This window comes from Chromohalobacter sp. 11-W (assembly GCF_029889905.1).
In the GTDB taxonomy this organism is placed as follows: Bacteria; Pseudomonadota; Gammaproteobacteria; order Pseudomonadales; family Halomonadaceae; genus Chromohalobacter.
The window spans coordinates 1-15,353 of the sequence record NZ_JARANZ010000017.1 but is presented as its reverse complement, the minus strand read 5'-3'; the positions used below and the strand labels follow the sequence as shown (position 1 = coordinate 15,353).

20 protein-coding genes are annotated in these 15,353 nt (G+C 57.5%); 14 read left to right on the top strand and 6 right to left on the bottom strand.

Going from position 1 to position 15,353, the window contains the following annotated elements:
* The 3 genes from OP494_RS16965 to OP494_RS16955 form a co-directional block, all read right to left on the bottom strand.
* Positions 1-647, bottom strand: a 647-nt coding sequence (locus OP494_RS16965) for a DotA/TraY family protein (protein ID WP_280542736.1), incomplete at its 3' end; no start/stop codon positions are given.
* Positions 637-1,200 carry a hypothetical protein gene (locus OP494_RS16960; RefSeq protein WP_280542734.1) on the bottom strand — a complete coding sequence of 188 codons (564 nt, stop codon included), beginning with the start codon at positions 1,198-1,200 and terminating at the stop codon, positions 637-639. The genes OP494_RS16960 and OP494_RS16965, both read right to left, overlap by 11 nt.
* Before the next feature lie 147 nt (positions 1,201-1,347).
* On the bottom strand, positions 1,348-1,632 hold the full coding sequence (locus OP494_RS16955) for a hypothetical protein (protein WP_280542733.1): 285 nt from the start codon (positions 1,630-1,632) through the stop codon (positions 1,348-1,350).
* Positions 1,633-1,722: 90 nt separating this feature from the next.
* On the opposite strand from OP494_RS16955, the gene OP494_RS16950 reads away from it, so the two are divergent.
* From OP494_RS16950 to OP494_RS16885, 14 genes are all read left to right on the top strand, one after another.
* Complete coding sequence (locus OP494_RS16950) at positions 1,723-1,896, top strand: hypothetical protein (RefSeq protein ID WP_280542731.1); 174 nt, start codon at positions 1,723-1,725, stop codon at positions 1,894-1,896.
* 15 nt (positions 1,897-1,911) lie between these two features.
* Positions 1,912-2,121: a hypothetical protein gene (locus tag OP494_RS16945; RefSeq protein ID WP_280542729.1), complete on the top strand. Its 210-nt coding sequence runs from the start codon at positions 1,912-1,914 to the stop codon at positions 2,119-2,121.
* 136 nt (positions 2,122-2,257) lie between these two features.
* Positions 2,258-2,488 carry a hypothetical protein gene (locus OP494_RS16940; protein WP_280542728.1) on the top strand — a complete coding sequence of 77 codons (231 nt, stop codon included), beginning with the start codon at positions 2,258-2,260 and terminating at the stop codon, positions 2,486-2,488.
* Between the two features lie 861 nt (positions 2,489-3,349).
* Positions 3,350-3,898 carry a tyrosine-type DNA invertase gene (locus OP494_RS16935; RefSeq protein WP_280542726.1) on the top strand — a complete coding sequence of 183 codons (549 nt, stop codon included), beginning with the start codon at positions 3,350-3,352 and terminating at the stop codon, positions 3,896-3,898.
* 72 nt (positions 3,899-3,970) lie between these two features.
* Positions 3,971-4,192 (top strand): tyrosine-type recombinase/integrase, encoded by a 222-nt coding sequence (locus tag OP494_RS16930; protein WP_280542725.1) that lies wholly within the window; start codon positions 3,971-3,973, stop codon positions 4,190-4,192.
* A gap of 77 nt (positions 4,193-4,269) precedes the next feature.
* A complete protein-coding gene (gene parA / locus OP494_RS16925) occupies positions 4,270-4,899 on the top strand; it encodes a ParA family partition ATPase (RefSeq protein WP_035415537.1) in 630 nt (209 codons plus the stop codon).
* Positions 4,896-5,123, top strand: a complete 228-nt coding sequence (locus OP494_RS16920) for a hypothetical protein (RefSeq protein WP_280542723.1) — start codon at positions 4,896-4,898, stop codon at positions 5,121-5,123. The genes parA and OP494_RS16920 overlap by 4 nt, the downstream gene beginning before the upstream one ends.
* Before the next feature lie 844 nt (positions 5,124-5,967).
* On the top strand, positions 5,968-6,708 hold the full coding sequence (locus OP494_RS16915) for a hypothetical protein (RefSeq protein ID WP_052046834.1): 741 nt from the start codon (positions 5,968-5,970) through the stop codon (positions 6,706-6,708).
* Positions 6,709-7,433: 725 nt separating this feature from the next.
* Positions 7,434-7,781 (top strand): hypothetical protein, encoded by a 348-nt coding sequence (locus OP494_RS16910; RefSeq protein WP_280542719.1) that lies wholly within the window; start codon positions 7,434-7,436, stop codon positions 7,779-7,781.
* 196 nt (positions 7,782-7,977) lie between these two features.
* On the top strand, positions 7,978-8,964 hold the full coding sequence (locus tag OP494_RS16905; protein ID WP_280542718.1) for a DNA-binding protein: 987 nt from the start codon (positions 7,978-7,980) through the stop codon (positions 8,962-8,964).
* A gap of 26 nt (positions 8,965-8,990) precedes the next feature.
* A complete protein-coding gene (locus OP494_RS16900; RefSeq protein WP_280542716.1) occupies positions 8,991-9,716 on the top strand; it encodes a CPBP family glutamic-type intramembrane protease in 726 nt (241 codons plus the stop codon).
* A 290-nt stretch (positions 9,717-10,006) separates the two neighbouring features.
* Positions 10,007-10,330, top strand: a complete 324-nt coding sequence (locus OP494_RS16895; RefSeq protein WP_280542714.1) for a MobB mobilization protein — start codon at positions 10,007-10,009, stop codon at positions 10,328-10,330.
* On the top strand, positions 10,327-12,285 hold the full coding sequence (gene traI / locus OP494_RS16890; protein WP_280542712.1) for a TraI/MobA(P) family conjugative relaxase: 1,959 nt from the start codon (positions 10,327-10,329) through the stop codon (positions 12,283-12,285). The genes OP494_RS16895 and traI overlap by 4 nt, the downstream gene beginning before the upstream one ends.
* A 98-nt stretch (positions 12,286-12,383) precedes the next feature.
* Positions 12,384-12,845 carry a hypothetical protein gene (locus OP494_RS16885; protein WP_280542711.1) on the top strand — a complete coding sequence of 154 codons (462 nt, stop codon included), beginning with the start codon at positions 12,384-12,386 and terminating at the stop codon, positions 12,843-12,845.
* Positions 12,846-12,909: 64 nt separating this feature from the next.
* Here the strand turns inward: OP494_RS16885 and OP494_RS16880 are convergent, their stop codons facing one another.
* The 3 genes from OP494_RS16880 to OP494_RS16870 form a co-directional block, all read right to left on the bottom strand.
* Positions 12,910-13,122: a type II toxin-antitoxin system prevent-host-death family antitoxin gene (locus tag OP494_RS16880; RefSeq protein ID WP_280542709.1), complete on the bottom strand. Its 213-nt coding sequence runs from the start codon at positions 13,120-13,122 to the stop codon at positions 12,910-12,912.
* Positions 13,123-13,146: 24 nt separating this feature from the next.
* Complete coding sequence (locus tag OP494_RS16875; protein WP_280542708.1) at positions 13,147-13,680, bottom strand: hypothetical protein; 534 nt, start codon at positions 13,678-13,680, stop codon at positions 13,147-13,149.
* A 10-nt stretch (positions 13,681-13,690) separates the two neighbouring features.
* Positions 13,691-15,353, bottom strand: a 1,663-nt coding sequence (locus OP494_RS16870) for a DotA/TraY family protein (protein WP_280542705.1), incomplete at its 5' end; no start/stop codon positions are given.

Below are 15,353 nucleotides of genomic sequence, written 5' to 3'. Positions count from 1 at the left end.
TTACTGAGATTCGCGCCTGATGCCTGAGCTTCTTGGATACCGCGGTTGATGCCAGCCGCGCAGAGGTTGGCATGAAACAAAGACTCAGCGAGTGACCTGGTTTCTGGTCGAGCCGGTTCCAGAGCCATTGAGCCGCCATCGTAGAAGTTTTCCAAGGCAGCATCGGTTGCCAGGTTGGCCGTCCCAACCCCGATCAGGGAAGCCGACCATAGCATGACTAGCTGCGCCATTGACCACCCCGAGGCCGTGGGCACCAGAGCAATAAATCCCCACAGGTAGCGCAGTACTGCGAATGAGTTGTTACCACCGCGTTTAAAGAGCTCCCCATCGTTCCCTGCTTGGAAAATTTTTCGAAGAACGATAAAGCCCAGCACGATGACGCCGACTATGAGGCCGATGCCATTCAGAACTGCGAATACGCTCGCGACCATCGTAGTCGACTCGCCACCATCAACGGCCAGCGGGTTCCTGATGATGTCGCCGAAGACAATTTCCAGAGCATCGCGAGAGCGATCTCCAGGACGCTCAGCCGCTTGCTGGATCTCATTTATCTGTACAGGTCCCTGGGCCTGGGCCAAGGCCCCGCTTGAACTCAAACATCCGAGCGCGGCCAGGATCAGGGCCGTCATAAGCCGCTTAGCTGCCATGGCGACGCCCTCCCAAGATTTCCGGGTCCAAGATCCGGTAGATGGGCTCTTCACGCCAAAAGTGCTCGAACCCGCCACGTTCTTCTTTGCTGAGCCGGTGAGTACGCAGCTGCCATAACCGAAACTGCGATTCTGTCGCAAATGTCAGCCCAAGCATCACAGCGCCTAGCATCCCCAGCAGTGCCGAAAACGCTTGCAACGCCACAACGCAAACCCCGCCATAAACGACAAAAACCATCATGCACGCCAACGCAACGCGCTTTTTCATCAGAAATCGCCGGAGATTTGTCTGTAAAAGCTCCGATCCATCGGGGCCGCCAAAGATTTCAAAGAACTGATCATTGCGCCCTTCCTTATGCGCTCGTTGCCAGTTCTCGCGAATCGTGTTGCTCGCATCTCCGAAGTGGCCAGCTTTCAAGCTGCTTACAAACTGGTCTTTTGTGAGCTTTCCGGACTGCCCTACGGCCCGAAATGGGGCTAGGACCACTTTCGCCGAGCCCCTCGCAACCTTTCGTGCTGCTCCGCTGCGCTGCTGCTCTTGCTCATCGCTCATGACGTCTCCCTGTGCTCTGTGTGCTTCTTTCTGAGTATAAGAGCCGACCGAATCAGGCAAAACAGACTTTTGCCAAATCTATACTTTTCTGTGATATATCGGCGCAAATAATGTCAATATGGCTACTTTTACCGACACGTAACGATATCAATGCAGCCATAATTGACGAATGATCTCTTGGAGTTCCGGATCGGAGGCAGCAGGGTGATCCATGACGGCTGCTCGCAGCCCATCGCGAACATGATCCGAGGGTTTGCCGTAGAGCCAGCTACGGGCCTCTTCTGCTGCTTGGTGAGCTGGAAGAATCGCCAGTTCTTGGAAGGTCGGCACCACATTGCCGCGCTTGGCCACGTCGCCGCGATACAATGGCCGTGAGAGCCAGTGATCGGCCCATGGGTTGACCTGGAGTAGGTGGAGTTCGTCGTTGAACATACTGCCGCCCTCAGTAGACACGGGATAGCAAAACGGTTACTAGTAACCATACCCCCAATAGTTACTAGTAACGGGACGGGAGTCAAGTCTTTGAGCGAAAATAGAGGCCGCCGGGGCGGAAAGAGCAACGCAGAGCGCAAGCGTGAGCACGACACACGACAGCGGGCGCTGGGGCGTCGACAGCGCAACTACTGGCTGACTGACGACGAGGCCCAGGCGGTGGCCAGGTTCATCGAGCAGCTACGGAAGGGTGATGAAGGCTAAAAAGGAGAGATGAAAATGGCATACAAGCAGGAACGACTTAGCGGCTTTCCTATCGATCATTCGGTGGTGGCCGTGGAAGATACGCCTGAGATGAAAAAGGTTGCCCAGCAGATTGCCAAACTACAAGCTGAATACGACCAGCTGCGTGAACAAGAACAACGCCGCCAGTGGCAACGTTATCTGCAGATAGTGCGTAGTAATGCCATAAACAACCTGGCTCGTTGAATTATGGGCCTGTTGCGAGGAGGTCCATCACTTGCTGATGCGTTCTCATCCACTCGGCTGTAGCTGTTGAACGATAGGCAATCAGCCTAGAAATGCGCTCAAAGTCCTCGGCGAGGTTTCGGTTGAAGATCGGCTCATGGTGCGCAATCCGGTTTCGGAGCGTTCTGATGGCTTCCAAGTCGTCATAGAGCCCTTGCCGCAGCTCTCGAACGCTTTTTGTCGTATCAAGCTCTGGCAGCACGCGGATCAGGTGGCCATTCCAAACACGGTTGTCGTGCCGGCTGGTAAACATTCGTTGCCAGAAAACGAACCTGAGCTCTGGTATGACCTTGCCAGTCGTATGTGCGCCTCGGCGGGCATTGAATAGATCTTGCCGAGCGTTGTAACCGACTGGTGGTGAGGGGAGGCTCTGTTCCAAGCCTGAAGACCAGGGCCAGCGTGCCCCATATTTGGCCTCTAGGGCATCAGAGATAGCATTGCGCACCACGACCTCGCAGATGTGAAGCGGTGCCATGAACGCGCCGGATAGCTGGGCGTTCCATACGTACAAATTGAGTGCGGATGGATCATCATCGCCCCGAGGGGGAGCCGCTCTCTCATAGGTGCTCATGCGGGCTGGCGACAGGGCCGCCCGGATGGCTTGAATCTGTTCCTTGGTTGACGGCACCGGCAATAAACCTTATATTTGAGCTACTAGCCCCGAGCCTTGTTGGCGGAAGCCTCCCCTCGGGGACAGACGATAGTACGAAATACGAAAGCCCCGCCTTGTGCGGGGCTTTTCGTTCCTACCCCGTGGGTGACTTCGCGTCTTGCGCACCACTATGATGCCCGGTTACTTGCCGTGAACTCAATACATCACGTTCGGTAACTCCTTCTTTTGGCTCCAGTAACGGCCATAGCAGCAGGCGACTCAGATCTGGGGACTGGTTCAGAAGCGCAGCCAGAGGGAGCCCAATGGCTTCAGTGGCCATCCAAGCCCGCAGGGGATCACCGCTTGGACCGCACGCTTCCAAACGACCAGCTTCAAATTTCCAACGTACCGTCATGGTTCTTCTCCGAGTAGCAAGGGGTGCGTCACTCGGGAGAGTAATGTCACGACAAAGCGACATGCCTTATCTGCTTCATTGTGATTGGACATAAGGATTCATTTTGTCCAATCTCTACCAGGCCGCCCCCTCAACCATGCGGGTTAGCGCCCTGCCCTGCCCGTCCAACTTTGGACAAAACGATGAGTGACCGTCGACACCTCTCGCAAAGCGAAGTCGAGCGCCTGCTGAAAGCCACCAAGGGGGCGCGGCACGAGAGCCGCGACCGCTGTTTGCTGCTGCTGATGTTTCGCCACGGACTGCGGGTCTCCGAGCTCTGTGGGCTGCGTCTGTCCCAGGTCGACCTCGAGGAGCGTGTCTTGCACGTGGCCAGGTTGAAACGCGGGCTGTCGACCACCCACCCGCTGCGCGGCGATGAGATCCGGGCATTACGCCGGTGGCTGGCTGCGCGGGCCAAGATGAAGGCCGAAGGTGGTGTCTTGTTTCTGTCCGAGCGTCGAACACCGCTCAACCGTCGTACCGTGTGGCACCTGGTACGGCGCTACGGTGAAAAGGCGGCTCTCGCCCTGCCGGCCCATCCCCATATGCTGCGCCATGCTTGTGGCTATGAGCTGGCCAACCAGGGCGCGGACACGCGGCTGATCCAGGACTATCTGGGCCATCGCAATATTCAGCACACCGTTCAGTACACGGCGGCCAACCCCGCGCGATTCGAGAAGCTTTGGCGGTGATGCTTACCCATCCCACGGTCTGCTACCGATGTCGCCTCATTTGCGATTTTGCGACTTTCAGTAAAAACGCTTATGCGGAAAATCTCCCCACGCCCCTACCTACCTTTCCACTCTCACCTGCTACCCCATGCCTGTGGCTATGAGCTACCCAACCAGGGCGCGGACAGACGGTTTATCCAGGGCTATCTGGGCCATCGCAATATCCAGCGCACCGTGCAGTACACGGCGGCCAACCTCTCGCGATTCGAAAAGCTCCAGCGGTGTAGCCTGTCCAGCCCTCGATCTGCTGCCTAGAGCGCTGCATTTACGATTTGACGCTTTTACGACTTTCTGTAAAACTGCAAAAACGCCTATACAGAAATGGTGAAATCATGATCATTGGTGTCCTGAATCAGAAGGGTGGCGTCGGTAAGACCACCTTGAGTGTGAACCTAGCGGCGAGCTTGGCCCGTTCTGGGGCCCGGGTATTGCTGATAGATGCTGACCCGCAGGGCAGTGCTCTGGATTGGGCGGCCGCTCGGCAGTCCGACCCTTTGTTTGCTGTGGTCGGGTTGCCGAAGCCTAGCATCCATAAGGAATTGCCGGTTGTTGGTGAGGGGTACGACCACATCGTCATTGATGGCCCCCCGCGTGTTACTGACCTCGCCCGATCTGCGATCATGGCGAGTGATGTGGTGCTGATCCCTGTGCAGCCGTCCCCGTATGACATTTGGGCTGCTGAAGAAGTGGTCTCACTTGTCGAAGAAGCGAGCCATTTTAAAGAAATACTGAAATCATGTTTTGTAATTAACCGCAAAATCGCAAATACGGCAATTGGCCGTGACGTGCGGGAAGCTTTGGAGTCGTACAGCGTTCCCACGCTTGAGGCGAGCGTTGTGCAGCGTGTTGCTTTTGCTGAGGCGGCTGCTGTTGGTAAAGCGATCTACGAAGAAGACCGTGACGGTGTGGCATCACGAGAGATCGAAGCGGTACTTAGCGAAGTGATGGAGCGTTTCTCATGAGCAGCAAGAAAGTGCCCCTGGGGGGAAAGCCATCCTCAGCTCCGAAGGCGGGACAGGATGTCGACGCATGGGTGGGCTCGCGTCAGAAGGAACCAAACAAGCGACTCACGATTGATATCCCCGCGAGCCTGCACGCGAAATTAAAGTCTGATTGTGCAATGCGGGGCCGGAAAATGGCCGATGAAGTTCGGGATCTACTGCTCGAGAAGTACGAAAAATCGTAAATCATTATTTCTGTATGATGGCTGCAAGCCAGGCCATACGGGGGCGCAACGCCCCCTTCTTTATATCTCCATTTCTGTAATTCTGTAAATCTTTAAAGAAGGCGATGCTTTTTTCTGTGTTTCTGTATTTTTTGTATCGTTATGGTGATGCAAAAAGACGCTTGATTTGTGGATTATAGCACTATAGGTTGACTGAAAATTGGTTTGCGTCGATTGGCCTGTGGGGATGGCGCTGAATGGATATCAAAGTACTGCAACGGCTATTCGAGGAGGGCGTTCTTCGCTCTGCCAGCGTTGCGCCTGCCCCTATGGAAGAGGGTAAGTGGGTGATGACCTGTGATCGGGCGACTGGTGCTGTAGAACATGTCACCAGGGTTCGTGATGGGCAGGTAAAACACTACAGAAGCCTCGGCCAAGTCATGACCGACGCAAAATACATTGGGTTTCAAGAGGTTAAGCTAAGGATCCCATAATGGCAGCATGAAAAAACCCGGCTTGGCAGCCGGGTTTTCGAAAACGGCGAATGCTGTCCCAAGAGTTGGCAGCTCACTACAGCATTCGAAGCTCCAAGCCATTGGCAAGGCTTGGAAGGGAATAACCGCTTGGCAGGCGGTTAGGAAAAATCCGCTTGGAGGCGGACCGGGTCCCTTTGCGCTTACGATAGCGCAGAGGTGGGCAGAAAACAATTCTGTGCGTACCCGTCAGTCTCCAAGGCGATCATGGAGGACGTGTGGCGGGACACCCCTACGTACATAGGGTCAACACGGGAGGAAATTTCTGCGGGCATCAGCCCGAGAATCCCCGTATTGCGCTCTCTGAGCCCCTCCAGCAAGGAAAGGGGGGCTTGCCTGGCGTCCTCCTGGAAGCGATGCGGCGCTGCGTTGACTACTACACCAGCCCCTGGAAGATCCCCAGCCTCAACCTCGCCAACGGTTCCTCTCGACAGCAGCGCAGCGAGCGCCGCGAGGCGTGTTTGTCGACGCTGTGGGCGATCTTGAAATTCACCGACCTGGTGACCCTCAAGGTCGGCGTGCCCACGCCTGAGGGTGGGTTCGTGAACCTCACGGTCAAGTATCTCGCCCGGCAGACAGGGCTCCAGCAGAGACGGGTCGAGCGTGCCCTGGCGGATATTCAGCTGGCCGGTCTCGTCAGTGTCCATCCCCGCTGTGAGAAGCGTCCGGATGGTAGCTACAAGGGGCACGCGGCGATCAAGGCCGTCAGCAAGCTGTTCTTCGCGATCTTTGGCCTACAGTTCCGGCTCGGCTTCGAACGGAAGAGGGCGGCGAAGCGCCTGAAGAAGAAGCAGCGGGAACATGCCAAGGCGTCCGGAACCCGGACGTCCGCAGCACGCCGTAACCTAACCGCCAGGGCTGCCCTAGACAGAGCCGGATCTACGATTCAGCAGTTGGGGATGGGCCATACGCAGAAGCGGCGGCAGGATGACGAGCACTCGCGGGCCCTGGACGAAGAGCAGCGACGACAGGTCCAGGAGCTGATGTATCAGTTCAAGCTGGCCCACTCCGACTGGACAGCGGATCAATGCCGAGAGGCGGCAGAGAACGCCATAGACGCCCGATGGCGATAGCCCTACCTCACCTACCAACGACGCCGCTGGCAGCCCGCTAGCGGCTTTCTTGTGTCCAGACGCTGCAGATCCACCAGGAAGTGACGGTGCAAGCCTGGAAAAACGGCTATTCAGCGTGTCTCGAGAGCGATTCCCTGGCCGGAATGGCCACCACATTCCTGCTGACAGGTGTGATGCTCGAGGGCATCACATTTAAGTGTCGGTGGATGAAGAATTTAAGTGTCGGCCCTTAACCACTCGGTTTCTCTCTCCACCTCCCGGCTCGCTCCGCGAGCGGTATACCGCGCACAGCGCGGTAGTCATTATGCCTCGACAAGTCGAGAAGGGGCAGCAGTGCAGGGCGCTTCGCGCCCGCGCTGCCCCTATCGGCGTCACTTGGCCGCTAAAGTGCCAAACACCAGTGGGCCGCTCCCTACCCTCAAGCGGGAACGGTTGCGCCTTCGGCGCGGTTTGGCCAGGGCAGGGGGTGGGTTCGGTTCCAGTGCCGTCCTCGCCCTGGTTGCCGTCCGATCGCTCGGCGACTTCGACCTAGTGACCGCTCGCGTTGCTCGCTGCATCCCGCTGACGCGGGATAAACGGGAAAGCGTCCCGACAATCGGCGCGGTACCCAACCCGGTGCGGCCCGAGATCGACAGCCCGGCGCTTGCAATCGCCGCATTCCTATGATTTTTATACCGTTATAACTCGGTTGGTCACGATGGAACGTCAAAAAAACGGGGGTGGGTATGCGCGCGGGACACTACGCCAGGGAAGTCGGGGGCGACGAGCTGCGCCGGGCACTGAACGCGCCGGGACTGGACGGCCTGCCGCCGCATCGCTTCACGCGCTTGGTGCTGGATCGCTGGGCGCTCGAGGAGCCTAACCGGGTGCGCCTATTGTGTGCCGATCCGGTCAGGGTGGAATGGCTGCTCGATGCTGCACAGGACCAGGGCGACCAGGAGCGAGAGGTGTTGACGAGTCTGGAAGCGCAGCACCGGCGCGAAGCGGGCGAGCTGGATACCGATCTCCTAGCCACCTCCGGCTTGCCGCTGGGGATGCCGGACAGCCTGCCGTTTCGGCACATGGACGGCTGATAGCGAACACGGCTGCGATGGTGGCCGCTCCTTGAGCCTCTGAATGCCCGCTACGGCGGGCATTTTAGTGCTCCACGATCTGGAAAACGTTCGTCCGCCGACGTGTATCGTATTGATATCGTATTTCGTATTGTATTATGTATCGTATGGCGTATAATATGAAATATGAAATACGGATGGTAGAGGAAAAGACGATATGGCACGCACCGGGATCACCTATGAACAGGTCGCCGCCGCCGCCGACGCCTTAGTCGGGGCAGGCGAGAAGCCCAGCATCCAGCGCATTCGCGAGCAACTGGGCAGCGGCAGCCCCAACACCATCCACCGGCACCTGACCGCCTGGCGAGCGGCCCAAGCACCGGCCGAGCGTCGGGCCGCCCGATTGCCGGACGAGTTGGCCAGCGCATTGGCTGATGAGATCGAACGCCAGGCGTCGGCCGCTCGCGCCGATGCTGAGGCCGCTGCCCTGGAGGCGCAGCAGACTGCCGATGAGCTCGCCGAGACTGGCGAAGCCCTGGAGCAGCAGGCCGAGGAGCTGGCAGCGCAGGTTGAGGCCCTGGAAGCCGAACGGGATCGTGCGGCAGGTGAGCGCGATTCAGCACAGTCAGAGGTTGAGCGGCTGCGCGATGAACTGGATCGCGAGCGTCGGGGAGGCGAAGAGACTCGGCAGACTTTGGCGGAAACGCGCAACCGTGTGCAGACCCTCGAGGAGCAGCGTGAAGAGGAGCGCCAGGCGCGGATCGAGGCTCAGCAAGAAGCCAAGAACGCCGCTCAGTCTCGCATCGAGGCTGAGCGTGCTTTGGCCGTGGCGGAAGCACGGACAGAGTCCGCACAGCAACAGGCGGAAGAGCGGGCGCAGGCGCTGCGCGATGAGCGCCAAGCTCACCAGCAGGCCGCCGAGGAAGCACGGCTGGGGCTGAAAAGCGCCCAGGAGGTGCACCGGCAAGAGCTGCAGCAAGTGAGGGAGGAGGCGCGGCAGCGAGTGGAGGTTGCCGAGCAGGCCGCTCAGGCTGCGATGCAGGAGGTCGCTACGGCGAGGGAACAGGCAGCCAGTTTGAAAGGGCGCCTGGATGCCATGAAAGAGGCCGCTAGCCAGCATCAGGCCGATGAGACACCGTCTCGTGACGCTGGGAAGGATGAGGCTACTACTGGCAAATCCCGAAAGGAGAAGGGATCCGAGTGACTTTTACATGACGAGGAGAAAGTATCATGGATGATGCGCCAAATGCCGGGGCATCCAGGCGTTCGCTTCCTTTTTCTTATGCCTTTGCGAAGCGGTGGCATTTAGTCTCCTTTGCTATCGCAATCGTCGCTTGGTTGGTCTATGGATATGCATCGGATATAGCCAAAGGGTTCTTTGATATATATACCCTGATTGCTTACTACATTCCGATTGCCTATGGGCCCGCCGCGATTGCCTTATCGGTCTTATTTTGGATTGATAAGACCTACTTGAGGCAGGGCATCGAGTTTGTCGGAAAAATCAATAAAACCTTGGTCATTTCTTGCCTGTTCGCTGTTCTGTCTGTGTATTTGTCCGGACATGGGTTGGCGTGGTTGATGGGATACCCCCGTGAGCCCTTTATGCAGGACCTTTACCAGTATCAATCGACAACAACTCAGCTCGTCGTTTTCCTGGTTTCGTTGCTGATACTTCCTCCGATAGTTGAAGAAATGTTGTACCGTCACTTCTTCCTTTCGGTGATCCCGTTTAAGCGTAATGCTTGGCTCGCCGTGTTAGCGGTGGTGGTGCCCGCAGTGGCGTTCACCCTGGTACATCGACAGTACGAATACTGGACGACCTATGCCACGCTGTTTGGCTTCGCGGTGGTCTCTGGAGTGGCCCGTGTGATGAGCCGAGGCATGCTGCTTTCGATCCTTCTGCATGTGTTCGCGATTGGCGTTGCGTTGCTCCTCAACGAAATCGTGGCGTGACATGAAGAAGCACTGTGGGATGACGGTGAAGATGATGCCCTGAGTGATAGATAACCCGTCCTTTTGGATGGGATTTTCTTTGCCTACTTGATGACCCACTTGTTGCCAACTACGTGCATCACATCTATCGTACCCACAGAGGCTACAGACCCGGACAAGATAGGTCTACGTAACACATTCGTGTTCCGACGGCTGCTGCAGTCGCTACGCTCCCTGGCAGGCCTAGACATCTTGCTCAGGGCTCCGCCCCGAGACCCCGCGCCCTGTTCGCTACCGCTCACGAGGCTGACATGACCGCACGACAGAAACGCCACGAAAAAATACATCGCGACCAGCATCTCAGCGTCCGCCTGACAGCGGACGAAAAGCAGCACTTAAAAGAGATGGCGCAGCGGTCTGATGCCCGCAATGCATCTGAGTTCGTGCGTAGTGCTGCGATGGGGTACCCGGTGAAGTCGGTGGTTACCCATGAGGCGATCAACGAGCTACGCCGCCTCGGCGGCCTGGTGAAGCACTTGTTCCTGGAAGAAGGGCGGCAGGATCCTGACGGGATGTACCTTGCGACATTGCAGGAGCTGAAGGCGGCGATTCACAGGCTGGGGCGAGACTCATGATCGGGAAAGTGTGTGATTCCCGGCGGGATGGAAAGTCGAGTTTTCGGACCCTAAAGGAGTACCTGGTTGATCAGCTTCGCGCAGACGATTGGGGCGCGGGTGATCAAGAGGAGCTGAATCCTGACGGAACGGTATTGGCTCATCTTGCCAGTGGTGTCAGCCTGGAGCACAACGGCTTTGACCTCGAAACGCTCGTCCAGGAGTTCGAAAGCGTCGCGGCCATGAAGCCGAGGATAGAGGATCCTGTTTATCATTTTGTGCTGAGTTGGGCAGAAGGTGACGATCCCACTGACGAGCAGATGTTTACCGGAGCGCGAGAGGCAATGATGCGGCTGGGGTTCGATGGGCACCAGTATCTCAGCGCGATTCACCGGGACACCGATAGCCTCCATATTCATGTCGCTGTGAACCGGATTCATCCCGACACATTCAAGGTGGTGAACCCCTATCGCGATCATTACACGTTGAGGCGTTTGGCTAACGAGCTCGAGGAGCGTCACGGGTGGACGCCTACTCGCCCGAGTGGCAGGTCAGCTGCCCAGCCTGCCCAGCAGGCCGATGCTCACGGAGATCTTACGTTCGAGCAGTGGTGCAAAGCGAAAGTGGTGCCGGTGCTGAAGCCCCTCCTGGAAAAGTCGGCAGCCTGGGCGGAGGTCCACCACGCCCTGGACGCCCTGGACGTGGAACTCGCGGAGCATGGCCAGGGCCTGGTGTTCCGGACTGTGAGCGACACTGGTACCGCGGTGGCCATCAAAGCCAGCACGGTGCATGAGCGATTTTCCAAGACCCGCCTGGAGCGGGTGCTGGGGGCGTTTGAGGCAGCCCCAGAGGAACCGCGCGACCGGCACTACCCGGAGGATCCGCAGGCCTTCGCAGCAGCTGTGAAGGACGCCCTGGGCGAACGCATCACCCGATGGTCGGGACGAGAGCGCAGTGACTGGACCTCACTGCATCGGCTAATGGATGAGCACGGTCTGCAGCTGACGCCCTACGGCCAGGGACTAGCTATCTCCCCAGCGAATGGCGAGGGCCCGCAGATGGCTGCGAGCAAACTGCACCGTGTGCTGGCCAAGAGCCAGTTGGAAGCACGGCTCGGGCCCTACGAGCCGCCCGAGAAAGCCCCTGGCAGCGCTTATGCGAGCGACCGCCAGGATGCCCCTCGGCGGACAGCTCTGGACGCGACAGAGCGCCTGCAGCGGCGCTATCGGGCATATCGTGCCGAGCGGCCAACGTATCGGTCATTGCGTCGTGACATCGGGCGTTCTATCCGCGCGATCCGGACCGAGGTGCGTAAAGAGCGCCAGGAGGTCTACGAGCAGATGCCTCCTGGCATGGTAAGAGCCGCATACATCGAGGAGCTGAATTGGCAGCAGGCGAGGCGGATCCAGGGGGAAAGGCTGCGCTTGCTTCGCCAGTTCAACGCCCAGCAGGAGACAGACGCCACGCTCGAGTGGCGCGAGTGGGTCGAGGAACAGGCGAAGCGTGGTGACAGCGATGCGATCGAGCAGGTGGCCACGTGGCACGATCCTCGCCACCGTCCCAGGAATGCCAGTGTGGCTCCTGCAGTAGCCACGGTTGGCGTCATCGAGCTGGCCCCTGGTGCCGAGGTGCTGTTGGGCTGGGAACGTCGCCGGCGACGCAATGGGCTCACCGATTTCTACGACAGCCACGGTGACCGAGTCGTTACCCAGCAGCGGAATGGGCTCAAGCTACATCGAACGGACGATACGACCTTGACTGCGGCGATGCAGCTGGCCATCGACACCTATGGTCCCGAGCTCCGGCTGACGGGGAGCGACAGCTTCAAGCGGCAAGCGATCGAAGCGCTGATCAAGCTGGAGGCCCAAGGTGGGCGGCGTGTACGTCTCACGGATCCCGAGCTGCAGCAGCGCCTTGACGAGCTACGAGCGGAATCATCGGCACCGACAACCAGGCGGTCGCCGCGGATGCGTTAAGCCGTTAAGCTCCGGACAGGCCGGGCGCGCCCCCGGTTGTAAGTTACTCGAGGGCCAGAAACTCCAGATAGCACGCACGTTCACCGGGGGTGGGCACAATGCACATCAAGAAACTCGCTATGGTATTCGCCATGCTTTCATTGCCGAGCATCGTTCAAGCGGATGAAATCTCTGAGGCTAGAGCCATGCTCGATGCTCAAGCGGCTGAGGTCTCGGAGGCGATGGCCACGCTCTCCCCGGGGAACATCAATCTCTGCGTCTTGCAGAGTGAGGTTGTTTCCACTGCCACAAAAATGAGGCTGACTGGAAGCAGCAGACCGGAGGCCATTCAAGAGGCAATGGCAATGGATCTTGGACCATCAACGAGCGTGGAACACGGCGAGATGCTTCTAAGCGGAGCAATAGCTAGAGTGAATGAGGTTTACGACATTGATATTGATGGACTATCCACTCCTCTTCCCTCGGAAGAAGCAGAACTACGTGCAAGGCTCGTGGGAGAGGATGCGTTCAATAACTGCATTAAGCTCGTGTATGACCATAAACAGGCCACCAAGGAATAAGCGTGAAGTTCTCACGGGGAAGCCCCGCCGTAGCGGGGCTCAGTGTCCAGACTAGCAGAGGGCCCTAGTCCTCCCAGACTGGCTCGAATGGGTCGGTCAGCTCGATGACGCTGCCTCGCAGACGCTCCAGCGGCGAACGCTGATCGGTCCGGTATCGCCGTACCTCGATGGCGGGCCGCCCCTTGTCCGTAACGATGATGGACTCTCCCGACGCTTCGACCTGGCGCAAGAGTTCAAGCGCACGGGCCTTGAACTGTGACTTGGACACTCGGCGCATGGCGCACCTCCCCATCATCAGGTATCAGGGCAAAGGGATGCCGTTCGCCCCATAGATAGCACGAACCTCTCCAGGGAGAGTCCAGCCGCTCCAGATCTTTAGTGTGCCGCTGCTGGGACGTTGTGCCGGCGGAAACACCTCTACACCAAGGTATTCCCCCCGCATATTGCGGATCTCACGCCAGCCGATCTCGTCGATGTCGAACCGTTCGACGTAGTGCTCGCCTTTTTGTGCAGACGCCAGGATGACCTGGCCTTGGGAGTAGAATGCCATCGCGGTGGGCTTCTCGTCTGAACTGACAATGGGGCCGAGCTGGTCGCGGGAGAGCCCTTGGGCATCAAGATAGGCGTTGACCATCTTCTGCAGCCGGGCGCGGTTCCGGCGAATAAGCCAGCGCAGCGGCAATAGTGCAATGAAGGCGAACAAAGGCGCTCCAATCAGCAACATGATAATCGGAGCTGATAAAGGCGTGAATATCGCAAAAATAGCAGCAAGCAAAAACCAAGCGCCACAGAAAAGCGTCACTGCAGTGAATAACAACTTTGAAATCATATACATGGTTCTTCCCTTATTGTTTCTGAATGCTGTTTTTGCCGCCGCCACCACCAGGCGGTGTTGTTGGGTCTGGGTTTGGCCCCCGACCATAGCGCCCGTCACGAGCAATAGTCGCTAGTGCCCGCATCGCGTTTTGCTGCTCTTGTTCGCTACCTTGGCCAGTCGCCAGCTGAGAACCGCCGATCCATTCCATGACTTTATCGGGAATCTGAAAAATCATATTAAATGAAGTATGAATAAGTGTCATGCAAACTGATATATAAATTCCTAGAAAGCCTATGATACTAACGACACCCGTCATTGAATCGGCTTGAACATTTGATAGCGCAGGCCCAAACATCTCATTCAGCAATGTTCCTCCTGCAACCAGGATGCCTCCTGCCAAAAGGAATGCAGCCACCATCAGGACGGGACGAAGCATTGCGTTGAGCATGAATATGTAACCATGAACTGCACGCCCCTCATTTTCTTCGCTGGAAAGGTGGGCAAAAGCCCACAAGGGAGCGGCCACAACACCAATCGCTACAAACACCAGCCAATTAATAATTGCCGCAAACCAGATAACGAACGGGATGAAAGGCACATAGATCGACAGGGTGATGCCGAACCCAAACAACATGATGATACCGAGGATAATCAGCGGCGATAGTGCGTCTGATGCGGCCTTTGCGAACTCTACGGCAAATCGCGTAGCCCCGCCTGTCGCGAATGACGTCAAACGCCCCCATACAGAGTCTGACCATCCCTCGGCCCCTCCGGCTGTCGCTTGCAGACCGATGTAGCCAACTACAGCCCCCTCAGTGCCAACCAATATGTTATCACCGAGGCTTTTCATCGCGATCAGCGGGTTGACTGTGCCATTAACTTCTTCCGCTTGATCAACGCCAGTATTTGTTAACCACTGCCCTGGGGAGCTCAGAAACGAGAATATTTCGGATAGTATTTTACTTGAATCGCCGGTTGATGAATTCGTTGCATCTCCCTCACTAATATTGCTTGCAGACCCTGTACGCGGCGCCACCTTATCACGCTGGCTTTCGGCATATACGACCAATTGGGTGTGATAACTCTCGATGGCTCCAGACTGTCGTAAATCTTGGCCAACTGCCTGGGCTCGATCCATAAAGCTACTCGAGGCCACTGAGTTCGCCTGGGCCATTGAGTTGTACCAACTTCCCATCTCCCACCACCCACGCTCTGAGATGGCATTCACAACCTGCTCTCGTATCTCGTTTGCTTTATTGTCAGCAAAAGGACGCATGCTGCCCAGGGCTTTGTCATAGCGGCGTGCAGCCGTGGCGATAATGCGGGATGCGCTTGGCACAGACTCCGAATGCGAGAACACTGCATTTGCATAGGCTTCGACCTCCGGCGCTAGATACCCCTGCATCTGTTGGAGAGCACTCATTTGTGCTTCCACGACAGGCTGCTGATCGAGATCGATGCCAAGGTACGATGTAAATGTGCGATCTTCTGGATACGTTGCACCACCACAGACCTTCGAGCGTGATGCGTCGGCAAGGATAAAGCCGTTGTCGAGGGTATGCGTCTGTATCAGTGATTCGTTACTGAGATTCGCGCCTGATGCCTGAGCTTCTTGGATACCGCGGTTGATGCCAGCCGCGCAGAGGTTGGCATGAAACAAAGACTCAGCGAGTGACCTGGTTTCTGGTCGA

Excerpts from the sequence above, each read along its gene's own strand:
- OP494_RS16945 (WP_280542729.1), top strand. The coding sequence starts at position 1,912 with ATGGCATACAAGCAGGAACGACTTAGCGGCTTTCCTATCGATCATTCG.
- traI (WP_280542712.1), top strand. The coding sequence starts at position 10,327 with ATGATCGGGAAAGTGTGTGATTCCCGGCGGGATGGAAAGTCGAGTTTT.
- OP494_RS16905 (WP_280542718.1), top strand. The coding sequence starts at position 7,978 with ATGGCACGCACCGGGATCACCTATGAACAGGTCGCCGCCGCCGCCGAC.
- OP494_RS16935 (WP_280542726.1), top strand. The coding sequence starts at position 3,350 with ATGAGTGACCGTCGACACCTCTCGCAAAGCGAAGTCGAGCGCCTGCTG.
- parA (WP_035415537.1), top strand. The coding sequence starts at position 4,270 with ATGATCATTGGTGTCCTGAATCAGAAGGGTGGCGTCGGTAAGACCACC.
- OP494_RS16875 (WP_280542708.1), bottom strand. The coding sequence starts at position 13,680 with ATGTATATGATTTCAAAGTTGTTATTCACTGCAGTGACGCTTTTCTGT.
- OP494_RS16960 (WP_280542734.1), bottom strand. The coding sequence starts at position 1,200 with ATGAGCGATGAGCAAGAGCAGCAGCGCAGCGGAGCAGCACGAAAGGTT.
- OP494_RS16920 (WP_280542723.1), top strand. The coding sequence starts at position 4,896 with ATGAGCAGCAAGAAAGTGCCCCTGGGGGGAAAGCCATCCTCAGCTCCG.
- OP494_RS16880 (WP_280542709.1), bottom strand. The coding sequence starts at position 13,122 with ATGCGCCGAGTGTCCAAGTCACAGTTCAAGGCCCGTGCGCTTGAACTC.
- OP494_RS16955 (WP_280542733.1), bottom strand. The coding sequence starts at position 1,632 with ATGTTCAACGACGAACTCCACCTACTCCAGGTCAACCCATGGGCCGAT.
- OP494_RS16940 (WP_280542728.1), top strand. The coding sequence starts at position 2,258 with ATGGTGCGCAATCCGGTTTCGGAGCGTTCTGATGGCTTCCAAGTCGTC.
- OP494_RS16885 (WP_280542711.1), top strand. The coding sequence starts at position 12,384 with ATGCACATCAAGAAACTCGCTATGGTATTCGCCATGCTTTCATTGCCG.
- OP494_RS16910 (WP_280542719.1), top strand. The coding sequence starts at position 7,434 with ATGCGCGCGGGACACTACGCCAGGGAAGTCGGGGGCGACGAGCTGCGC.
- OP494_RS16900 (WP_280542716.1), top strand. The coding sequence starts at position 8,991 with ATGGATGATGCGCCAAATGCCGGGGCATCCAGGCGTTCGCTTCCTTTT.
- OP494_RS16895 (WP_280542714.1), top strand. The coding sequence starts at position 10,007 with ATGACCGCACGACAGAAACGCCACGAAAAAATACATCGCGACCAGCAT.
- OP494_RS16930 (WP_280542725.1), top strand. The coding sequence starts at position 3,971 with ATGCGGAAAATCTCCCCACGCCCCTACCTACCTTTCCACTCTCACCTG.